At 66.5% G+C, this 21079-nt stretch carries 15 protein-coding genes; 11 read left to right on the top strand and 4 right to left on the bottom strand.

Annotation, left to right across the window (positions count from 1 at the left end):
• Positions 1 to 51 precede the first annotated feature (51 nt).
• From GPA27_RS00620 to GPA27_RS00610, 3 genes are all read right to left on the bottom strand, one after another.
• Positions 52 to 1701 carry a B12-binding domain-containing radical SAM protein gene (locus tag GPA27_RS00620; protein ID WP_246260883.1) on the bottom strand — a complete coding sequence of 550 codons (1650 nt, stop codon included), beginning with the start codon at positions 1699 to 1701 and terminating at the stop codon, positions 52 to 54.
• Positions 1702 to 1709: 8 nt separating this feature from the next.
• On the bottom strand, positions 1710 to 2570 hold the full coding sequence (locus GPA27_RS00615) for an HDOD domain-containing protein (protein WP_169136752.1): 861 nt from the start codon (positions 2568 to 2570) through the stop codon (positions 1710 to 1712).
• A gap of 86 nt (positions 2571 to 2656) precedes the next feature.
• A complete protein-coding gene (locus tag GPA27_RS00610) occupies positions 2657 to 3928 on the bottom strand; it encodes an HD-GYP domain-containing protein (RefSeq protein ID WP_169136750.1) in 1272 nt (423 codons plus the stop codon).
• A 337-nt stretch (positions 3929 to 4265) separates the two neighbouring features.
• Between GPA27_RS00610 and GPA27_RS00605 the strand changes: the two genes are divergently transcribed.
• Positions 4266 to 6281, top strand: a complete 2016-nt coding sequence (locus GPA27_RS00605; protein ID WP_169136748.1) for a methyl-accepting chemotaxis protein — start codon at positions 4266 to 4268, stop codon at positions 6279 to 6281.
• A 14-nt stretch (positions 6282 to 6295) separates the two neighbouring features.
• On the opposite strand, the gene GPA27_RS00600 is transcribed toward GPA27_RS00605, so the two are convergent.
• Positions 6296 to 7318 carry a helix-turn-helix domain-containing protein gene (locus tag GPA27_RS00600; protein ID WP_211164753.1) on the bottom strand — a complete coding sequence of 341 codons (1023 nt, stop codon included), beginning with the start codon at positions 7316 to 7318 and terminating at the stop codon, positions 6296 to 6298.
• 300 nt (positions 7319 to 7618) lie between these two features.
• Here GPA27_RS00600 and GPA27_RS00595 point away from each other — a divergent pair, with 300 nt between their 5' ends.
• The 10 genes from GPA27_RS00595 to peaD all read left to right on the top strand — a co-directional run bounded on the left by GPA27_RS00595 (position 7619) and on the right by peaD (position 20865).
• Positions 7619 to 8998: a DUF1329 domain-containing protein gene (locus tag GPA27_RS00595; RefSeq protein ID WP_169136746.1), complete on the top strand. Its 1380-nt coding sequence runs from the start codon at positions 7619 to 7621 to the stop codon at positions 8996 to 8998.
• Positions 8999 to 9025: 27 nt separating this feature from the next.
• Complete coding sequence (locus tag GPA27_RS00590) at positions 9026 to 10828, top strand: DUF1302 domain-containing protein (protein ID WP_169136744.1); 1803 nt, start codon at positions 9026 to 9028, stop codon at positions 10826 to 10828.
• A gap of 61 nt (positions 10829 to 10889) precedes the next feature.
• Entirely contained in the window at positions 10890 to 13253 is a 2364-nt protein-coding gene (locus tag GPA27_RS00585) for an efflux RND transporter permease subunit (protein ID WP_169136742.1), read from the top strand.
• A 10-nt stretch (positions 13254 to 13263) separates the two neighbouring features.
• Positions 13264 to 14235, top strand: coding sequence for a WD40/YVTN/BNR-like repeat-containing protein (locus GPA27_RS00580; RefSeq protein WP_169136740.1), 972 nt, complete (start codon positions 13264 to 13266; stop codon positions 14233 to 14235).
• A gap of 26 nt (positions 14236 to 14261) precedes the next feature.
• Positions 14262 to 14741 carry a tellurite resistance TerB family protein gene (locus GPA27_RS00575; protein WP_169136738.1) on the top strand — a complete coding sequence of 160 codons (480 nt, stop codon included), beginning with the start codon at positions 14262 to 14264 and terminating at the stop codon, positions 14739 to 14741.
• A gap of 78 nt (positions 14742 to 14819) precedes the next feature.
• A complete protein-coding gene (locus tag GPA27_RS00570; RefSeq protein ID WP_169136736.1) occupies positions 14820 to 16322 on the top strand; it encodes an aldehyde dehydrogenase family protein in 1503 nt (500 codons plus the stop codon).
• 67 nt (positions 16323 to 16389) lie between these two features.
• Positions 16390 to 17997 carry a quinohemoprotein amine dehydrogenase subunit alpha gene (gene peaA, locus GPA27_RS00565; RefSeq protein WP_169136734.1) on the top strand — a complete coding sequence of 536 codons (1608 nt, stop codon included), beginning with the start codon at positions 16390 to 16392 and terminating at the stop codon, positions 17995 to 17997.
• Between the two features lie 19 nt (positions 17998 to 18016).
• Positions 18017 to 19447, top strand: a complete 1431-nt coding sequence (gene peaB / locus GPA27_RS00560; protein WP_169136732.1) for a quinohemoprotein amine dehydrogenase maturation protein — start codon at positions 18017 to 18019, stop codon at positions 19445 to 19447.
• Positions 19444 to 19764, top strand: a complete 321-nt coding sequence (gene qhpC, locus GPA27_RS00555; protein WP_169136730.1) for a quinohemoprotein amine dehydrogenase subunit gamma — start codon at positions 19444 to 19446, stop codon at positions 19762 to 19764. Before peaB ends, qhpC begins: the two co-directional genes overlap by 4 nt.
• Positions 19765 to 19767: 3 nt before the next feature.
• Entirely contained in the window at positions 19768 to 20865 is a 1098-nt protein-coding gene (gene peaD, locus GPA27_RS00550; protein WP_169136728.1) for a quinohemoprotein amine dehydrogenase subunit beta, read from the top strand.
• The last annotated feature ends 214 nt before the right edge of the window (positions 20866 to 21079 follow it).

The raw sequence follows: 21079 nt of genomic DNA, 5'->3' as shown, positions 1-21079 counted from the left end.
GCTCGGGATGGGCGTGTGCACGCCATTGGAGGGTCGTTCAGACCGACAATCTTATGCGCCGCGCGGGGCAATGACAACTTGCTGCGCAGCATGGCCGTGCGATCCTTGGACCGCGCCGCGTGCCGTGGGGGATCGCTCCAGGCGGACGACGGAAGGCGGGGCGGCGGAACGCGCCTTGTCAGCCTGCAGGTCGACTCCGAGTTGGGCCTTCAATCCGGCGGGCTGGCGCGGGTGCGTGGGGAAGTCGCGCCGGGCGGCTTCGAGCTGGGCGCGGTTGGCGCTGAAGTAGCGGGCGGCCTTGAGCGCGCGCGGCAGGTTCCTGACGAGGTGCCAGAGACTCCAGCGGTGTTCCCGCAGGCGGTGGGCGAAGCGGCGGCGGTAGCCCTTGCTGTCGTAGAAGCGGCGGACGTGCCAGTTGTAGAGGGCGTCCATCTCCTCGCGCGAGGCGAAGCCTTCGGGACGGTAGATGAAGTTGAGGCAGTTCATCAGGCGCCAGTCTTCGCGGAAGTCGCCGCTGCTGCCGTCTGCGCATTCGTCCCAGATCGGCGCGCCGTACATGGGACTGAACTTGGTCATGTTCATCTCGTCGAGATCGAGCGACAGGATGAAGTCGCTGGTCGCGCGCAGCGTCTGCGGGGTTTCCCCGGGCAGGCCGAAGATGAAGAGGCCCTTGGCGCGCAGCCCCGCGGCGTGGATCTTGCGGACGGTGTCGCGCACGGCGTCGAGGGTGACGCCGGCCTTGTGGCGCTCCATCATCGCCGGGTCGGCCGATTCGATGCCGAGCGAGACCATCAGCGCGCCGGCGCGCTTGAGCTGGTGCAGCATCTCTTGCGAGGTGTGGCCGGTGCGGATGGCGCAGTTGAACTGCACGCCCAGCGGCTTTTCGATGAGCAGGCGGCACAGTTCGTCGACGCGCTTGCGGCTGGCGGTGAACAGGTCGTCGTAGAAATTGATGTGATGGACGCCGAACTTGTCGCGCAGGTGCTTCATGTGCGCGTAGATGTACGCGGCCGAATTGACCTTGTAGAGGCGCTCGAACACGGTGCGGTCGCAGAACGAGCAGGTGTAGGGGCAGCCGCGCGAGGTGATCATCGTGGCGCCGTGGCGTTTGGCGTACGAGAAGAGCGGCAGATGGTAGCCGTCGGGGAAGCCGGCGAGCTTTTCGTAGGCGGGGAAGGGCAGCTCGTCGAGGTCGAGGATGCGCGGCCGGCGCGGGTTGGCGACGATGCGCGGGCCGTCGCGCCACACGAGGTTGTCGATCGCGGCCGCGGGCTTGCCGTCGGCGAGGTCGAGCAGGGGGCCTTCGCCCTCGCCGATGCACAGGTAGTCGATCTCGGGGAAGTGCTCGAGCAGCGGCGCGCCGATCGACGAGGCGTGGACGTTGCCGAGCACGATGCGGATGTCCGGCCGCTGGCGCCGGATGCTTGCCGCCATGTCGACGGCGTCCATGAAAGCCGAGGTCGTCGCCGAGAAACCGACGAGTTCGGGTTCGGTGGCGAGGATGGCGGCGACGTTGGCCTCGATGCCGGGCGGCGCGAACGGGCCGAGGCAGTCGTGGACGGCGGTTTGGTGGCCGTGCTGGTCCAGCCAGGCAGCGAGCGACAGGATGCCGATCGGCGCCATCCGATTGGCCAGCACGGAGAAATCGGGCTGTCCGGGAACGAAGTTGAAACCGGCGGGATGGACGAGGGTGACGCGCATTGGGGGCGTCAGCCGCGGAGCGCAGCCAGGATCAGCTGGCGGTTCTCGCGGGCCGATTCGAGCAGATGGTCCAGATCCTGTTGGTTGATGCCGTGCGTGGCGGCGTCGAGCAGGCTGGTGCGGTGGTCCAGCCCGAGGAGCTTGTCGAAGGGATTGGGCGTTTCGGCCGCAAGCTCCGCGACGAAAAGGATGTCCGCGAGGTTCGCGGGGGGCCAGGAGCCGCCGTACGGATTGCTGCACTCGAACGCGTCCAGGATCGATTCGGGCAGTTCGAACACATCGAGCACGGCCTCGCTGACGGGTTCGCTCCAGGTGTTCACGAACGCTGCAAAACGTGGCAGATCGTCTTCCAGGGCGGGATACTCGGCTGCGCGGGCCAGCAGCAGGAACTGCCCGATGTCGGCCAGCATGCCTGCGAACATGGCGGTGTCGGGATTCACGACGCGCAGTTCGCGGGCGAGGGCGCCGGACCAGGCGGCGACATCGATCGCGTGCATCCACAGGCCGGAGGCGATGGTGCGCATCTTGGGCGAGCGGTGATCCTGCGCGAGCTGTTCGGCCGCCACGGCGAAGGCAAGGCAGCGCAGCGACGAAAGGCCGATGCGTCGCACGGCATCGGCGACGTTGGTGACGGGGGTGGCCTGGGGGTTGAGGGCGACGGCGTTGGCCATGCGCACCGTCTTGGCGCTGAGAACGGGTTCGGTCTTGACCGCCGCGGCGATCTCTTCGAGCGAGGACGCCGGGCTGTCGGCGAGACGCTTGATGCGCAATGAGACATCGAGCGAGGTCGGGAAGCTGAGATGGCCCTCGGCAATTTCGGCCTCGATCTGCTCGCCGAATGCTCGTGCCTGAGATTCGAAATCCTTCATTGCGCCCCCGGATGCATGTTGTTCGTGAAAGTCTACCCTGCCTGGACGTCCGTCCCGAGTCCGGCGCGGCGCAGGCCGCGCCGCGGTCAGTCGGTCGCGGGATTGCTGCTGCCGTCGAGCGCGCGGATCAGCGGGGCGATTCGCTCGAGGGGACACCCTTCCGTCTGCGCTTCGGCGCGCAGGTGCAGGTTGCGCGCGAGGTTGCGCATGCGCCATTCGATTTCGCGGATCACGAGATTGATTTCGGCGATGAGTTCGCTGTCGAGGTTGCCGACGCCGAGCGAATCGGCCTCCATGACGCCGGTGGAGCGCAGCGACTTGAGCAGGTTGTGGAGCAGGGCGAGCGCATTGGTGGCCGTATGTCGCACGAAGGGCGTCGGGGCCTGTGCGATCAGCGATTCGGCCTCTGCCATGGCGGCGTTGATGCGTCGGCAGCTTTCCTGGACGCGTGCGTTGAAGCTCCCCTCCGGCGTTGTCCCGAACACGTCGTCGCCATTGCGCAAGGCTTGCGTGATGACCGCGACCGCATCGTGGTCGAATTCTTCGGGGACGATGCGCAGCGCCAGCGAGGCGCGCAGGGCGGCGCCGTCGTCGCCGCGCGACAGGATGGCGCCGACGGAATCGGCGACCGCGAGCCACGCACCGAGCCGGCTGTGCCCGCTGCGGTCCACCTGGTTCGGGTAGCCGCTGCCGTCGAGGCGTTCATGATGGTGCGCGACGCACTGGCCGACAGCGGCCGGCAGCGTCGTGAGTTCGGCGATGAGGAGCTGGCCGACGCGCGGGTGGCTTGCCACGTGCTTCCATTCTCCCGGTTTGAGCCGGTAACTGTTGTTCAGGTAGTCGGGGTTGATGTACATCTCGCCGAGGTCGTGCACCAGGGCCGCCATCAGCAGGAGTTGGGCGTCGTGATCGGTCGCGTTCAGACGCGCGGCGATTCCGGCGCAGATGATCACGGTGGTCTGTGCATGCTTGAAGCTGCCTGTGCCCTTGGCATGCGCGGTGGTGAGCAGAAGGCGCAGCGGCTGCGGGAGCGGTACGTTGCGCATGCCGTTGATGAGCCCGATCGCGTCGCGGTTGACGATGCGGGCGAGCAGCGGGTTCTCTTCGATGTGTGCCATGCATGCGCTGGCGACATCGCCGAATGCGACGGCGCCCTCGACGGCAAGGGTCGCTTCGAGCGGCTTCGCGAGTTTGCGGCGCAGCAGTTTTTCCTGCAGGTCGGCGGATACGGGCTTGCCCTTCGCCCAGAGCTTGATCCCGCGTTCGTCGTAGATGTCTTCTGCAGCTTCCACCGTCCGCGTTTCCGCGAGTTCGACGATGTGCTCCAGGCAGTGCTGGTTGACCGTATTGAAGAGCATGTGTGCTTGTCCTGACAGCAGTGCCGGAGGCTGCTGTGCAGCCGGCATGATACCGACGAGTATTCTGGGCGCTTGCCGCGAGCCGATCAATAGGTGTTTTGCCCCCCCGTGCATGCGGGATTGGGAAAGTCCGCGCGGCGGATGCAAGCGGGGAGGGGCACGGGAATTTCCGGTTCTGTGACAAATGCATGTGGCGTGCATGGATTCTTGATGCGGATCACGTACTTTTCCGGTATTTCTCCATACGCTTATATCGCCAGCATGCCCCGCGCCGGACTATGTGTTGGTTCTCCGGTGACGGCCCGAAGGCGTGCGGATCATGTTTGTGGAGCGCATCGTGAAAGTACTTTTTGCACCTGCAGTGGGGCTGATGAATCGCTGCAGTTACCCGGTGAAGTTCGGCCTGCTGGGCCTGATCATCCTGGTGGCCTTTGCCAGCCTGATGCTGACCTTGGCACGCCAGTTGAATGCGACGATCGAGCGGACGGAGCGCGAACTCGTGGCGTCGGAGCTGTCGCGGCCGATCTCCAGGGCGGTCGAACTGATGCAGCAGCACCGCGGGCTGTCGTCGGCGATGCTCGGGGGCTTGGAGAGTGCGAGGGCGATGCGCGCAGACAAGGCCGTCGAGGTTGATCGTGCGCTCGAGACGCTGGAGGCGGCGCTGCCGCAATCCGTGCGCAGCAGCGGGTGGAGCGACATCCGTTCGCGCTGGAGTGCGCTGAAGCAGGAGGGGCTCAAGCTGAGCCAGCCCGAGAATTTCCAGACGCATACGCGGCTGATCGACAATCTGCTGGATTTCCAGATCGCGGTCGCGGACGAGTACGGCCTGACTTTCGATCCGCAGCAGGACAGCTACTACCTGATGTCGACGGCGGTGATCCGCATGCCCTACCTGCTGGAGCGCACGGGCCAGTTGCGCGCCAGGGGGTCGGCGGCGCTCGCGCGCGGCACGATCGACGATGCGGGCAAGCTCGGCGTGAGCGTGCTCGCGGGTGACGTGACCGAGGCGGTGAGCGATCTCGAGACCAACATCCGCAAGATTGTTGCACAGCGGCCGGACCTCGGACAGCGGCTGGAGTCGTCGCTCGCGGAAATGAACGGCAAGCTGGCGACCGTGAGCGGGGTGGTGCGCCAGATCCTCGCGGGCGACCTGCAGAGCACGTCGTCGTCGGCGTACTTCGGGATGACGACCGAGGCGATCACGGTGGGCTACCGGCAGATGAACGAAATCCTGCTGCCGACGCTGGACGAGCTGTTGCGGCAGCGCATCGCCGAGGCGCAGCGGGTGCTGCATTTCAACGTCGCCGTGCTGGTGGTCGTCGCGGTGGCGATCGCCTACCTGTCCGTCGGGGTGTATCTGTCGATCATGGGCAGCGTGAAGCGGCTCGCCGAAGGCAGCCACCGGCTGGCGGCCGGTGACCTGACGACGGCGATCAGGCTGCAGGCCCGCGACGAGCTGCACATGATCGCCGACAGCTTCAACGACATGGCGTCGACGATGTGTCGCCTGATCACGAACATCCAGAGCAATTCGGGGCAGGTGGCTGAGACGGCGCGCGGCATGGTGGAGTCGGCTCGCCAGATCGACACCGCTTCGCAACGGCAGAGCGAGGCGGCGTCGAGCATGGCGGCGGCGGTGGAAGAGATGACGGTGGGCATCGACCATATCGCCGGCAATGCGAGCAATGCCAACGAGCTCGCCCAGCGCTCGGGCAAGCTGTCGGGAGAAGGGGGCGAAATCGTCGAGTCGGTGGTTGCCGATATCGGGGAGATTGCGCGCGCGGTGTCCGGGTCAGCCGATACGATTACCGAACTCGACCGCAGCTCGGAGCAGATTTCGGCGATCGTGAATGTGATCAAGGAGATAGCCGACCAGACCAACCTGCTGGCGCTGAATGCGGCGATCGAGGCGGCGCGCGCGGGCGAGCAGGGGCGTGGCTTCGCGGTGGTGGCGGACGAGGTGCGCAAGCTGGCCGAGCGCACGACGCAGTCGACGCAGGAGATCGCCCAGATGGTCGGGGCGATTCAGCGCGATGCGCGCGATGCCGTGGAGAGCATGCAGGGCGGCGTGACGCAGGTGAATGCGGGCGTTGCGCGCGCCCAGCAGGCGGGGACGGCGATGTCGAGCATTCGCGACGAAGCGGGCCGGGTCGTGGAGACGGTGGCCGAGATTTCCGACGCCTTGCGCGAGCAGAGCGTTGCGTCGACCGAGATTGCGCGCAACGTGGAGACGATCGCGCGCATGGCCGAGGAGAACAGCGCGATTGCGGTCGAGAGCCACCGCACGGCGGATCGGCTGGAGAGCCTGGCGGGGAGCCTGCTTGCCGACGTGAGCCGTTTCAAGGTGGCCTGAGGGGTTTCACCGGATCATGTGTGGGTGGAGGGCGTGGCTTGGCGCAGGGTGTCCGAGGGCAGCTCACCGAACATCGCGCGGTAGTCCGACGCGAAGTGCGACAGGTGCCAGAAGCCCCAGCGCGCGGCGATGTCGGCGATCTGGTGGCTCGCCGGGTCGGCGGACTTGAGTTCGCGTCGCACGCCGTTGAGGCGCAAGGCCCGCAGGAAGCTGACGGGGTTCAGGTTGAGGATGTCCTGGAAGCTGTACTGCAGCGTGCGGCGGGAGACGCGCAGCTCGGTGCATAGGTCGGCGACGGTGATCGGTGCGTCGATGTGCGCGCGCATGTACTCGCGGGCGCGGTCGACGATGAGCTGGCGGGTGCGGCAGGGGGTGGCCGGGCGCGGCGTGTCTTCGCGCGGCGTGATGGCGGCGACGATGCTGCCGTAGATCGCCTGTTCGAGGCCCTTGCGCATCTGCGGATGGCGCAGCAATTCCGGGGTGGCCTCGAGGCTGGCAAGCACGGTGAGGAGGAAGCTGCGCAGCGTCGCGGCCTGGTCTGCCGTGGCTGGAATGATGCGCCGCTTGCCGATTTCGGCTTCCAGGTCGCGATGTTCGACGCGCAGTGCGTAGTCAGTGAAGGCTTCGTTGTCCGTCGTCACGGCGACTATGTCGTGCAGGCGTGGCGTGCGGTAGTCGAGGTCTTCGCCGCCTTTGAGCGTGATGATCGAGTCGAGGCTGCAGAGTTCGCCGCAGTACCAGCCGGTGCCGTCGATTTCGACGGGCACGCCGATCGTGCGCGAGCCTTCCCAAGATGTGCCGATCTCGTGCACGACCTGATTGGTCCGTTCGCGGAACACTTGGACATTGTCGAACCAGAATTCGTCGAATCGGCCCGTGAAGGTGCCGGCCGAAAGCTGGTCGTAGCGCTGATTCCAGTGTTGCAGGCAGGCTGCGTGGTCGTCTGCGTCGCGGGTGTCGAGATGTACGACGGAATACGCGTCGTCGCCCGCAGTGCGCGCGATGCCGTTGCGCCCGGCGAGGGTGTGAGCATCCATTTCCCGATTGTCTCCTGACCGGAAAGGGCCGTTTGTAGTTATGGCTTTGATTATCTTTCAAAACTAATACAAAAGTCCCACGCGGAACAGTGAAATCTTTCTAATGAACCGTGTCGCGCGGCCTGTCGGGGGGCGTCCCCGGCATCTCGTCGCGGATTGCCGATTTCGGATAACGGCTCCGGGGAACCGCTTCATACAATCGCCTCCATCGGTTGTACCGCTGCGCGAGGACGCGGCCGAGGACAACCGGAAAAAAAGCCGAATCGAACGGCACATCACATCAAGTGAGGAGACGACAACATGATCAAGACGACGACGAGCTCGCCTCGCCGCGCGCTCATCTGCATCACGCTCGCGGCGGTGCTGGGCAGCGGGGGCGCGCGGGCGGCGGCGACCGAGGCCGAGGCGGCAACGCTGGGCAAGGCCCTGACGCCGATCGGCGCGGAGGCCGCAGCGAGCAAGGATGGTGCGATTCCGGCGTGGAGCGGCGGGATGACGCAGGTGCCCGCCGGCTGGAAGCCGGGACACCTGGATCCCTTCAAGGACGACAAGCCGCTGTTCTCGATCGACGCGGCCAACGTCGACAAGTACGCGGACAAGCTCTCGGCCGGCCAGCTTGCGCTGATCAAGGCATACAAGGGCTACCGCATGGACGTCTATCCGAGCCGGCGCAGCTGTCCGGTGCCGGATTTCGTCGCCACGCAGACGAAGAAGAACGCGACGGCCGCGAAGCTGGGCGCGGACGGCTGGCAGCTCGAGCAGGTGTTCGGCGCCGGCGTGCCTTTCCCGGTGCCGAAGTCGGGTGCCGAGGTGATGTGGAACTACAAGCTGCGCTACACGGGCCTCGGCCGCCGCGCGCAGATCTCGGCGCTGATGCCGGAGAAGGATGGCAGCTACGTCGAGAACAAGCAGTGGGCGTACGAGATGTATCCGTTCAACGACCCGAAGGTGACCGGGCCGGCGGACGTGGGTGGCGTGGAGTCGAAGCTGCTGTACGACGTGCTGACGCCGCCGTCGCGCGCGGGCGAGGGTTACCTGATCCACGCCTACATCGACAAGCCGCAGGATGCGTGGATCTACTTCCCCGGTCAGCGCCGCGTGCGTCGCTCGCCGACCTTTGCCTATGACAATCCGATCGCGGGCTTCGACAACCTGTACTTCGTCGACCAGATCAACATGTTCACGGGCGCACTGGACCGTTACGACTACAAGCTGGTGGGCAAGAAGGAGATGTACGTGCCGTACAACTCCTACAAGCTGATCAACAAGAAGCAGAAGTTCAAGGACATGCTCGGGCCCGAGTATGTCAATCGCGATCTGATGCGCTACGAGCCGCACCGCGTGTGGGTGGTCGAGGCGACGGTGAAGGCGGACAAGCGCCATTCCTTCGCGAAGCGGGTGTTCCACTTCGACGAGGACTCCTGGGCCTTGCTGCAGGTGGATATGTACGACGCCAAGGGCAACCTGTGGCGTGTGCAGGAAGGCAGCCTGTGGGCCGCGCCTGACGTCGGGGCGTGCATGGCCTACGAGACCCAGATGTATGACCTGGTGGCGCGCCGCTACGTGGTCGACAACTGGACTGCCGAAGGCGAAGTGCTGGACCTGACGGCGGCGAAGGACGGCCGCGTGACGGCAGCGAACTTCACCCAGGACGAAATGCGCCGCCGCGGCGAGCGCTGACCACAGCCCACTCAAGGGAGAATCTCGATGAAAACAAGGACGATTTCGCATCGTCGGGGCGCGCTCGCGCCGTCGATTCTGGCTGTGGCGGTCGCGGCGGCGTGCTGGTCGCCGGCGAGCCATGCGTTCCGCTTCGGTTCCGAGGAGGGGATCTCGGGCAGTTTCGACAGTACCGTCTCGTACGGCGTGATGAGCCGCTTGCAGTCGGCGGGCTGCAAGACGCTCGGCAACGACAGCGGCGGCTGCAACAACGGCACGAACAACGACTTGTCGCAGGTGTACAACCTGACCAACGGTGCCGGCTATGCAAACGCCGACTTCAACTTCACGAACTTCGATGACGGCAACCTGAACTACAAGAAGGGCGACATCGTCTCGGCGGTGCTGAAGGGCACGCACGACCTGTCGTTGAAGTACCCGGGCGGCTGGAGCGCGCTGGCGCGCTTCAACTGGTTCGTCGATACGAAGTCGGACGACACGCGGCGCACGTCGGTGGCCGATGAGGCTTCCGGCGAGATGACGGTGCTCGACCTGTGGGTTGCGAAGACGTTCAGCCTGGGCGATCAGCCGGGCAAGGTGAAGTTCGGCAACCAGGTGATCTCCTGGGGCGAGGACATCTTCATCCTCGGTGGCGTGAACCAGATCAACGCGATCGACCTGCAGAAGTTCCACGTGCCGGGCACGCAGTTGAAGGAGATCTTCATTCCGGCGCCGATGCTGTCGGCTTCGCTGGGGCTGACCGAGAAGCTCGGCGTCGAAGGCTACTACCAGTTCGGCTGGAATGGTTTCAAGTTCGATCCGGTGGGGACCTTCTTCTCGGCCGCAGACGTGCTGGGCAAGGGGCGGCGCGTCGCATACGTGCCGACGAGCATCATCGAGGACTTCGCCGGACCGGGCGCCTGCGCGGGGCTGCCGACCGGACACTGCGGCGACAATCCGGGGATATCGGACGCGGACGCCGTCGCGGCGGGCATCGCGGTGCCCTATCTGGGGACCAACAAGCCGAAGAAGACCGGTCAGTACGGCGTGAACTTCCGCTACAACGCGGAGGAGATCGACACCGAGTTTGCCTTCACGTACCAGCGCTACCACGACAAGCTGCCCTTCCTCGGCTTCACGGGCAACACCGCGGGGGCGGTCACCGGGTACTTCATCGCTTATGGCGAGGACAAGGATCTGTACGCGATCTCGGCGAACACCAAGCTCGCGAACATCGCGGTCGGGGCGGAGCTGTCATACCGGCCCAACGACAGCGTCGGCATCGACCCGACGGTGCCCTTCGGCAACATCTTCGGCGGGCCGTCGAGCAAGTTCAGCATCTACGAGCACGGCAGCCATCCGGGTTTCGTCGAGGAGGAGAAGTACCAGTTCCACCTGACGGGCTTCTACACCTTCTCGCATAACGATCCGCTCGGCGGATTCGCGAAGGCGCTGGGGGCGACGGACGGCTTCATCCTCGCCGAGGCGGCGGTGGCGCATTACCCGGGGCTCGACACAAGCGGGGTGACGCCGTACTTCCTGCCGAACTATGCGCTGCCGGACAAGACGTCGTGGGGCTACGTGGTGGAGGCGGCGCTGAACTACCCGAACGTCGCCGGCACCGGCGTGACGCTGACGCCGCAGATCGACTGGTACCACGACGTCGATGGCACGACGCCGAACGGGCTGCCCTTCGTCGAGGGCCGCAAGGCGCTGACGCTGTCGCTGTTCGCGAACTACCGCGACGCGTGGAAGGGGGCGATCCAGTGGGTGACCTTCTACGGCGGCGGCGCCAACAACCTGATGCGTGACCGGGACTTCCTCTCGGCCAGCGTTTCGTACTCGTTCTGATGCAAGCGCCGGCGCTGCGGAGGCGTGACTTCCGCGGTGCCGGCATAACGGATACCCCAACATGATCGAGAAACTGGTGCTGGCGATGCAGCGCGCGTGCTTCAGGCACCGCCTGCCGATCCTGCTCGCGCTGCTCGGCTTTACCGCGGTGATGGCGCTGTTCGCGTCGCGCCTCGAGATGAGCGCGGGCTTCGACAAGCAGTTGCCGCAGAACCACGAATACATCCAGACCTTCAACCAGTATCGCGAGGTGCTGTTCGGCGCGAACCGCATCATCGTGACCGTCGAGGCGAAGAACGGCGACATCTGGAACGAGAAGGCACTCACGAAGCTGTACGACGTGACGCAGGCGCTGTTCTTCATGAAGGGCGTCGATCGGCGCACGGTGACGTCCTTGTGGACGCCGAACACCCGTGCGGTGCAGATCACCGAGGAGGGGATGAAGGCCGAGGACGTGATCGGCGGCGATGTGACGGTGAAGGCGCTGACGCCGGAGAACATCACCGCGATCCGCGAGCGCACGATCGTCGGTGGCTTCATCGGCAGTCTGGTCGCGAACGATTCGTCGTCGGCGATGGTGGTCGCCGAGCTGGCCGATCCCGACCCGCAGACCGGCGCGCGGCTGGATTACTCGGAGTTCAGCCAGCGGCTGGAGCGCGAAGTGCGCGATGCGTTCAGTGATGACGACATCCGCATCCGCATCATCGGCTTCGCCAAGCAGATGGGGGACATCTCGGAAGGGGCGACCAGCGTCATCGAATTCTTTGCGCTCGCCTTCCTGCTGACCGCGGCGGCCGTGTATTGGTATACGCGGTCGTGGATGCTTACCTTCCTGCCGCTGGCGTGTTCGCTGGTGTCGGTGGTGTGGCAGTTCGGCACGATCACGCTGCTGGGCTTCGGGCTGGATCCGCTGGCGATCCTGGTGCCCTTCCTGGTGTTTGCGATCGGCGTGTCGCATGGCATCCAGCAGGTGAATTACATCGCGAAGGAGGTCATCAACGGCGCCGACGGCTACACCGCGGCGAGCCGCAGCTTCACCGGGCTGCTGGTGCCGGGGACGCTGGCGCTGATCACGGCCTTCGTCGGCTTCGCGACGCTGGTGCTGGTGCCGATTCCGATGATCCGCGAGCTGGCGATCACCGCGTCGGTGGGTGTGGCGTACAAGATCGTCACGAACCTGATCATGCTGCCGGTGGTGGCGAGCTACTTCCGCTTCGACGACGCCTTCGTGCTGCGTGCGAGCAAGGTCGAAGGGCTGCGCAATCGCATGATGGCGTCCATCGGCGTGCATATCGCGAACCCGCGCAATGCGGCGATCGGCACGCTGGTGTGCCTCGCGCTGATGGTGGTGGCGGTGTGGCAGAGCCAGGGGCGGCACGTCGGCCATGTGCTGCCGGGCGCGCCGGAGTTGCACGACGATTCGCGCTACAACCAGGACGTCGAGGCGGTCGTCGCCCGCTATGCGCTGGGGCTGGACATGCTGACGGTGGTCGTTGAGACGCCCGCGGACGGCTGTTACCGGCACGACGTGATGAGCCATCTCGACCGCTTGAGCTGGTATCTGGCGAACGTGCCGGGCGTGCTGTCGGCGCAGTCGCTGCCGGGCATGACCAAGCTCGCGGCGTCCGGGGTGAACGAGGGCAATCCGAAATGGGCGGCGCTGCCGCAGGAGGAGCTGACGCTCGGCGAGGCGGTGCGCCAGGTGCCCGAAGGCATGCGCCTCTTCAACGCGGACTGCACGCTGCTGCCGGTGAATCTGTATCTCGCCGACCACAAGGCGTCGACGATCAAGGAGGTCGTCGCCGCGGTGAAGCACTTCCGCGAGATGCAGCCGTTCCCGGGCGTCACCGTGCGGCTGGCGAGCGGCAACGCCGGTGTGCAGGCGGCGACCAACGAGGTCGTCGAGCACTCCGAGCTGCCGATGATGCTCTACGTGTACGCGACGATCCTGGTGCTGGTGTTCGCGGTGTATCGCGACTGGCGCGCGATGGTGGCGTGCTGCGTGCCGCTGACGCTGGCGACCTTCCTCGGCTACTGGTTCATGAAGGAGCTCGACATCGGCCTGACGGTCGCGACGCTGCCGGTGATGGTGCTGGCGGTGGGGATCGGCGTCGATTACGCGTTCTACATCTACAACCGGCTGCAGATGCATCTCGCGCACGGCGAGGACATCGTCACCGCGTTCAAGCAGGCCTTGCGCGAGATCGGCGTGGCGACCGTGTTCACGGCCGTGACGCTGTCGATCGGTGTCGCGACCTGGTCGTTCTCGGCGCTGAAGTTCCAGGCCGACATGGGGATGCTGCTGACCTTCATGTTCATGATGAACATGATCATGGCGATCACGCTGCTGCCGGCGCTGGCGGTGACGCTCGACGTGCTGATCCCGCGGCGCGGTCCGGTGCGCGCGCCGCTGATGGCCCATTGAGGGGAACCCGATGAAAACAAGCAATCGAATCGGGCGGACCCTGGTCTGCCTGTGTTTGGCAACCAGCGCGGCGGTGTTCGCGGCCGGCCCGGCCGATGCCGCCAAGGTGCCCGCCCCGGCAATGAAGGCGCGGCTGGCGGCGAAAGTGCCGGTGACGGGACTGGTGCGCGCGGGCAATGCGTTGGTTGCGGTGGGCGACTACGGCACGATCGTGCGCTCGACCGACGAGGGCAAGACCTGGCAGCAGGCAGAGGTGCCGGTCAGCCTGTTGCTGACGGCGGTGCATTTCGTCGATGACAGTCGCGGCTGGGCCGTGGGGCACGGTGGCGTGATCCTCGTGACGACCGACGGCGGCGCGAACTGGCAGCTGCAGGCGACGCTCGACGACAAGCCGGTGCTGCTGTCGGTGCATTTCACTGATGCGCAGCGCGGCTACGCGGTCGGGGCCTACGGCGCGGCCTTCGTGACGAACGACGGCGGGCGCGGCTGGGCGCCGATGGCGGTTGGTAGCGGGCATGACGCCGACTTGCACCTCAACCACATCTTCTCGACGCGCGACGGCAAGCTCTTTCTCGCCGCCGAAATCGGGCTCGCGTTCCGTTCGACCGACCGCGGTGCGACCTGGACGAAGCTCGCGACCGGCGTGTCGGGGTCGCTGTGGAGCGGGCTCGAACGCGGCGACGGCGAGGTCGTGCTGCTGGGGATGAGCGGCAAGGTGATCGCGAGTCGAGACGGCGGCAACAGCTGGCAAGTGCGCGAGACCGGGACCGAGCAGTCGCTGACCTCGGGCCTTGCGCTCGCGAACGGCGGCCTGATCGTCGTCGGCGCCGGCGGCGTGGTCCTGCGCAGCAGCGATGGCGGACCGCTGCAGCTCGAGATCCGCCCCGATCGGCAGAACCTTGCAGCAGTGATGGCGGCCCCGACCGGAGCGGTGGTGGTTGCCGGACAGCTCGGCGTTGAGCGCCTGGCGCCTGCCCGATAAGAAGCAACAACACCGGAGACCCCTGCATGCTGACCAAACTGATGGCCCTGCTGTCCGGCGAACTCCAGGCCGAAGGGCTGGAGACCGGACCGTTCGAACGCCGCCACATCGCCGTCGCGGTGCTGCTGCTGGAAGCGATGTACATCGATCACCGCACCAGCGAGCGCGAGCACGCTGCCATCACCCGACTGCTGCGCGAGCACTTCGCGCTGCCCGAGGAGGCTGCGCAGCAACTGGTTGCGGTGGCCGACGAGCGCTTCGCCGAGGTGCTCGATGACTGGGAGTTCGCGGAAGCGGTGCGTTCGGGCTTCAACGCCGCCGAGCGGCGCGAAGTGCTGACGATGCTGTGGGAGGTCGCCTATGCGGACGGCGACCTCGAGCGGCTCGAGGAACGACTGGTGTCGCGGCTCGCGCAGCAGCTCGACCTCGATCGGGACGCAGTCGATGCGGCGCGGGCCACGGCGGTAGCGCGTGCCGGGCTGATCGACGATGGGCCGGACGCCTGATCCGCACGCCGGGCGTCGGCTCATCCGCCTTCCAGATCAAACCAACAAACCAACCAATAAGACAGAGGAGACAGATACATGGAGCGTTACCACGGACAACTGCTGAGCGACGGCACACGGCGCTTTCTCGAGAATCCCCGGCGCATGCTGATCGGCGCCGAGTGGGTCGAGGCGGCGAGCGGCGAGACGCTGGCGGTGGTCGATCCGGCCAGCGGCGAGAAATTCGCCAGCGTGCCGGCAGGCGGGGCGGAAGACATCGACCGCGCGGTCGCTGCCGCGCGCCGCGCCTTCGAGTCGGGTGACTGGCCGAAGATGCGGCCCGTCGATCGCGAGCGCCTGCTGCTTAAGTTCGCGGATCTGGTCGAGGCGAACGCGCAGGAGCTGGCCGAGATCGAATCGCTCGACAACGGCAAGCCGGTGACGATGGCGCGCCACGTCGATGTCGCGCTGGTGGTCGATTTCCTGCGCTACATGGCGGGCTGGGCGACCAAGATCGAAGGTTCGACGATGGACGTCTCGGTGCCCATCATCCGCGACCGCGAGTTCTTCGGCTTTACGCGGCGCGAGCCGGTCGGGGTGGTCGGCGCGATCATCCCGTGGAACTTCCCGCTGCTGATGGCGGCGTGGAAAGTGGCACCGGCGCTCGCGACGGGCTGCACGATGGTGCTGAAGCCGGCCGAGGAGACGCCGCTCTCCGCACTGCGTTTCGCCGAGCTGGCGCTGGAGGCGGGCTATCCGGCAGGCGTGCTCAACGTCGTGACCGGCCTCGGCCATACGGCGGGCGCGGCGCTCGCGTCGCACAAGGGGGTCGAGAAAGTCGCCTTCACCGGTTCGACCGAGATCGGCAAGCTGGTCGGCAAGGCGGCGCTAGACAACATGACCCGCGTGTCGCTGGAATTGGGCGGCAAGAGCCCGGTGATCGTGCTCGACGACGCGGACGTCAGCCAGGCGGCGGCGGGTGCGGCGCAGGCGATCTTCTTCAACCAGGGGCAGGTGTGTACGGCCGGTTCGCGCCTCTTCGTGCATAAGAGCCGTTTCGACGAGGTCGTCGAAGGCCTCTCGGGCATCGCCGCCGGCATGAAGCTCGGCGCCGGCATCGACCCGACCACGCAGATCGGCCCGTTGGTGTCCGCGACGCAGCAGAAACGCGTGCTCGGCTACATCGAAAGCGGCTTCGCCGAAGGCGCACGGGCCGCGGCCGGCGGCGCGGCGGGCGAGGGCGCAGGCTACTTCGTGAAGCCGACGGTGCTGGTCGATACGACCGACGACATGAAGGTCGTGCGCGAGGAGATCTTCGGGCCGGTCGTCGTCGCGATGCCGTACGACGATCTGGACGAGGTCGCGCGGCGTGCGAACGACACCCCCTACGGGCTCGCGGCGAGCATCTGGTCGAACGACCTGTCGCGCGTGCATCGCCTGATCCCGAAGATCCAGGCCGGCACCGTGTGGGTGAACTGCCACAACATCCTCGACAACGCGATGCCCTTCGGCGGCTTCAAGCAGTCCGGCATCGGACGCGAGATGGGGCGCGCGGTGCTCGACCTGTACACCGAATCCAAGTCCGTGATCATGGCGCTGTGAGTGCGGGGCGCCGCCTTGTCGCGATTGACCGGGCGGCGGATTTCCTCACCGGAGAGTGGAGACAGAAGTGAAGCCTGAGACCATAAAACACACGCGCAGACATCTGCGCATCGCCGGCGCGGTGGCGCTGGTGCTGGGGATGGCGGGCACGACGCCCGCCGTCGCGGCGCAGGACCCCGGGCGCGAAGTGATCGACAAGAAGTGCGCGAGCTGTCACCTCGAGGACGGCAAACTCACGCGCATCCCCGAGGTCCGCAAGACGCCCGAGGGCTGGGACATGACCGTCGTGCGCATGGGCATCTGGCACAAGGTCGAGCTGACGCCCGACGAGCGCCGTGCGGTGGTGAAGTACCTCGCCGACCGGCAGGGGCTCGCGCCGTCCGAGGCCGCAGCGTTCCGCTTTCTGACCGAGCGGCGGCCGAACATGCAGGATGCGCCGCCCGACGAGGAAATGGCGCAGATGTGCGGGCGCTGCCACAGCTATGGCCGCGTCGCGCTGCAGCGGCGCGATGAGGACGAATGGCGCAAGCTGATGCACACGCACCTCGGCCAGTTCCCCAGCGCGGAGTACTCGGCGCTGGGCCGCGACCGCAACTGGTGGGAGATCGCGCGCGACAAGATGCCCGGCCGGCTCGCGGAGATGTACCCGAAGAATACCGACGCATGGCGCGACTGGAGCCGCGCGAAGCACCGGCCGGCCGCCGGGCGCTGGATCGTCGCCGGCGAGCGGCCGGGCTGGGGCGCCTATACCGGCACGATGACCGTGACCGCGAAGGGCAGTGACCGCTACGAGGTCGGCTACGAGCTGCACTTCGGGCCGGGCAACACCGTGCGCGGCAAGGGCGAATCGCTCGTCTATACCGGCTACGAATGGCGCGGCACGGCGCAGCTCGGCAACGAGCAGACGCAGTCGATCTTTGCGCTGAGCGAGGATGGCGCACGCATGAGCGGGCGCTGGTTCCTGCGCAAAGCCGACGAGATCGGCGCCACGTTCGAGGCGGTGCGCGCCGACAAGGCGGCGAAGAACGCGCTGGTGTCCGTGAGCCCGCAGATGCTGCGGGCGGGCGAGACGGCGACGGTGACGGTCGCGGGTGCCGGCCTCGATGCGAAGCTCGATCTCGGGTCCGGGGTCGAAGTCGTCGAGTGGCTGGGCAAGTCGGCCGAGCAGCTGAAAGTGCGCGTGAAGGTCGCGGCCGACGCGGCGCCCGGCGTGCGCAAGGTCGCGGTGGGTGGGCGAGCGTCCGACAAGAGCGTCGCCGTGTATCGCCAGATCGACTCGCTGCGCGTCGAGCCGGCGTTCGGCATCGCGCGCGTCGGCGGCGGCACGAATCCGCCGGTGACCGCGCAGTTCGACGCCGTGGCCTTCCTCGACGGGGCGGACGGCAAGCCCGGCACCGACGATGACGTGCGCCTGGGCAGCGTGCCGGCGAAGTGGTCGACCGAGCCTTTCGATGAGCGTGCCAAGCACGACGAGGACCTCAAGTTCGCCGGCCACATGGAGCCGCACGGACAGTTCCTGCCGTCCTTCGCCGGTCCGAACCCCAACCGCCGCGGCCTCAACAACGTCGGCAACCTGTCGGTCGTCGCGACCGTCGCAGACGGCGAGCGCTCGCTGAACGCGAAAGGGCAGCTCGTCGTCACCGTGCAGCGCTGGAACCCGACGCCGCTGCGCTGAGGGCAAAGGAGAAGAGACAATGACTACAACATTGCAGGTACAACCCCACAATTACCGCGCGATCCGCAAGGGCGACCGGCAGGTGCTGCTGCACGTGCCGACGACTTCGATCTTCGAGCTGGACCCGGCAGCGTCCGATCTGCTCGGTCTGTTCGAATCGACCGCCGCGGTCAGCGCCGACGACATCCAGTCGCGCTTCGACGGGCGCTACACCCCGGCCGAACTGTGCGACAGCCTGAGCGACTTCGTCGACCTCGGGATCGTCGCGCCGCAGCCCAAGCACTACGAGATTCCGGCGCGCATCGTCGAACGCTCGCCGCTCAAGACGCTGGTGCTGACGCTCACCACCGGCTGCAACCTCGGCTGCAGCTACTGCTACCGCGAGGACCTGACTTCGCCAAAGAACTCCTCGGTGATGGACTACCAGACCGGCACGCGCTCGATCGACCTCTTGATGGAAGAGGCGAGCGAGAACGAGCGCGTCGGCATCGTGTTCTTCGGCGGCGAGCCGCTGACGCGCATCGCGGTCATCCGCGACCTCGTCGAATACGCCGAGGAGAAGGCCACTGCGGCCGGCAAGGAGGTCGAGTTCTCGCTGACGACCAACGCGACGCTGCTGACCGACGAGGTCATCGACTTCCTCGACGCGCACCGCTTCGGCATCACCATCAGCATCGACGGCGACCAGGCGCAGCACGACCGCCATCGCCGCACGATCGCAGGCGGCGGCACCTACAAGACGGTCGCGATGCGCGTGAAGCGGCTGCTCGAGCGCTACAAGTCCAAGCCGGTCGGCGCGCGCGTCACGCTGGCAAGCGGCAACCTCGACGTCGCCGGCATCTACAAGCATCTGCACGACGAGCTGGGCTTCTTCGAGGTCGGCTTCGCGCCCGCGACGGCGGGCCCGGATTCACCGGTGGGCCTGACCAGGGAAGAGCTCGACACCGTCTTCGAAGCCTTCAAGGCGCTCGGCCGCGAGTACGTGTCCGAGGCCAAGCGCGGCAAGCGCCACGGCTTCGGCAACATGCAGCAGCTGATGACCGACCTGTGGATGGGCACGCGCAAGGTCCTGCCTTGCGGCGCCGGCGTCGGCCTGCTCGCGGTCGGCACCAGCGGCAAGATCTCGCTGTGCCATCGCTTCACCGGCTCGGAGCTCGAGACCTTCGGCGATGTCGAGAACGGCATCGCGCGCGAGTCGCTGTCGCAATTCATGACGCGCGCACAGGCACCGAACAGTGCCTGCCAGGTCTGTCCCGCCCGCAGCCTGTGCGCCGGCGGCTGCTACCACGAATCCTATTCGCGGAGCGGCGACCCCTTTCAGCCGACTTTCGAATACTGCGACCAGATCCGCGAATGGACGGCCTTCGGCCTCGAAGCCTTCGGCGAGATCGGGCTCGCCAACCCGGCGTTCTTCAACGCCGCGATCGAACAAAGGAGTGCCCTGCAATGAAACGACTGCGAGCCCTGAACCACAAGGCGCATCTCATCGAACAGGCGGTGCACGACGGCCACCGTGAGGAAGTGCAGCTGATGAGCAGCGTCGTCGGCTGCACGACGACCTTCGACCCCGGCTGGGAAGTCGATGCCTTCGGCGGGCTGGCGAGCCTGTGTCAGCCGATGGAGGCCGACCTCTATGGCTGCACCGACCCGTGCTGGTGGCCGGCGCAACTCGCCGACAGCCTCAACACCGCGCGCGACTGGACCGACGGCAAGAACTCGGCGCTGCGCGACTGGCGCGAACTGCAGACGCTGTTCCCGGGAGACTGAGCGATGAGGATGCTGTCCATCAAGAAGGCGCCGATGGTTATTGTTGCCCTGTGCTGCGCCGCCGTCTCGCTGCCCGCGCTCGCGGCGGAATACCTGCTGACCGTCACGCGGCCCAACAACCTGCATATCGTCGACCCGGCGAAGCGCGCGATCGTGCGCACGATCAACCTGCCCGGCGACGGCATCCCCGGCGCGATCGCGGTGCCGAAGGACGCCAAGACCGCCTACGTGCTGACGAACCGCATGGAGAGCGTCGTCGGCGTCGACCTCGACAGCGGCAAGCCGGTGTTCCGCGCCGATTTCTCGACACCGCAGCGGCGCGTGAAGGGCTTCTTCGCGGTCGCGGTGAGCGAGGACGGCAAGGAACTCTACGTGCATCAGGCGCCGGTGCAGTTGGGGCGCTCCGAGTACAAGGTCGAGGACACCTACATCGCGGTGTTCGACACTGCCGATGGCATGACCGCCAAGCCGCGCCGCACCTTCCCGGCGCCGCGCCGCATCAGCCTGATGGCCGCGACCGGCAAGCCCGATCACCTCATCGCGCTCGGCTGGGACATGTACCTCTTCAACACCAAGACCGGCAAACTCGAGCAGACCTTCCCGGTGCGCCACTGGAACCGCCCCGGCATCGGCGAGCCGGACGTGCTCGCGATGTGGGGCACCTTCGAGCAGGCGCGCGCGCTGTCGACGCCGTACTTCGTCGCGAAGACCGACGTCCCGCCGGATTCGCCGGAGGCCTTCAAGGCCGGCATCGCGGTGTTCGACCTCGACTCCGAGACGTTGAAGGTCAAGGAGTTCGAGAACGCGACGACCGCGATGTTCTCCTCGGTCGTGAGCCCGGTAGCCCGCAACGAGGCCTTCCTCGTGATGAACCAGCTCACCAAGGTCGACACCGATACCGGCAAGCTCCTGAAACGCAAGGATCTGGAGCAGACCTTCTACGCCATCAATATCTCCGGCGATGGCAAGGAGATCTACGTCGGTGGCGCACTCGACAAGATCGCGATCTACGACGCGGATAGCTTCGAGAAGAAGGGCGAAATCCAGATGCCGGGCGGGGCGGACCAGTCGATCGGCTGGATGCGGGTCGTGAAGCGCTGAGCGCTGATCGCGATGTCGATGCGCGCGATTCGTGGTTTGAACCCGCCCCCGACGGGAGGCACTCCGCGCCTCGTTGGACGCGTGGCGGACGCCTCTGCACGAAGCGCCTCCCGTCGGGGGCTGCGCCGTGCGGATCGGGCACTGTGTGCTGATCGCAACGGACGAAGGGCGGGAGCAGCGAAGCGAATCCCGCCGTGCGGCGGTCGGTTGGTCA

The organism is Aromatoleum toluolicum, from assembly GCF_012911005.2.
Classification (GTDB): domain Bacteria; phylum Pseudomonadota; class Gammaproteobacteria; order Burkholderiales; family Rhodocyclaceae; genus Aromatoleum; species Aromatoleum toluolicum.
The sequence above is the reverse complement of the archived record's forward strand: the minus strand, read 5'-3'. Positions and strand labels throughout refer to the sequence as shown.

Excerpts from the sequence above, each read along its gene's own strand:
- GPA27_RS00620 (WP_246260883.1), bottom strand. The coding sequence starts at position 1,701 with ATGCGCGTCACCCTCGTCCATCCCGCCGGTTTCAACTTCGTTCCCGGA.
- GPA27_RS00615 (WP_169136752.1), bottom strand. The coding sequence starts at position 2,570 with ATGAAGGATTTCGAATCTCAGGCACGAGCATTCGGCGAGCAGATCGAG.
- GPA27_RS00610 (WP_169136750.1), bottom strand. The coding sequence starts at position 3,928 with ATGCTCTTCAATACGGTCAACCAGCACTGCCTGGAGCACATCGTCGAA.
- GPA27_RS00600 (WP_211164753.1), bottom strand. The coding sequence starts at position 7,318 with ATGGATGCTCACACCCTCGCCGGGCGCAACGGCATCGCGCGCACTGCG.
- GPA27_RS00595 (WP_169136746.1), top strand. The coding sequence starts at position 7,619 with ATGATCAAGACGACGACGAGCTCGCCTCGCCGCGCGCTCATCTGCATC.
- GPA27_RS00590 (WP_169136744.1), top strand. The coding sequence starts at position 9,026 with ATGAAAACAAGGACGATTTCGCATCGTCGGGGCGCGCTCGCGCCGTCG.
- GPA27_RS00585 (WP_169136742.1), top strand. The coding sequence starts at position 10,890 with ATGATCGAGAAACTGGTGCTGGCGATGCAGCGCGCGTGCTTCAGGCAC.
- GPA27_RS00580 (WP_169136740.1), top strand. The coding sequence starts at position 13,264 with ATGAAAACAAGCAATCGAATCGGGCGGACCCTGGTCTGCCTGTGTTTG.
- GPA27_RS00575 (WP_169136738.1), top strand. The coding sequence starts at position 14,262 with ATGCTGACCAAACTGATGGCCCTGCTGTCCGGCGAACTCCAGGCCGAA.
- GPA27_RS00570 (WP_169136736.1), top strand. The coding sequence starts at position 14,820 with ATGGAGCGTTACCACGGACAACTGCTGAGCGACGGCACACGGCGCTTT.
- peaB (WP_169136732.1), top strand. The coding sequence starts at position 18,017 with ATGACTACAACATTGCAGGTACAACCCCACAATTACCGCGCGATCCGC.
- qhpC (WP_169136730.1), top strand. The coding sequence starts at position 19,444 with ATGAAACGACTGCGAGCCCTGAACCACAAGGCGCATCTCATCGAACAG.
- peaD (WP_169136728.1), top strand. The coding sequence starts at position 19,768 with ATGAGGATGCTGTCCATCAAGAAGGCGCCGATGGTTATTGTTGCCCTG.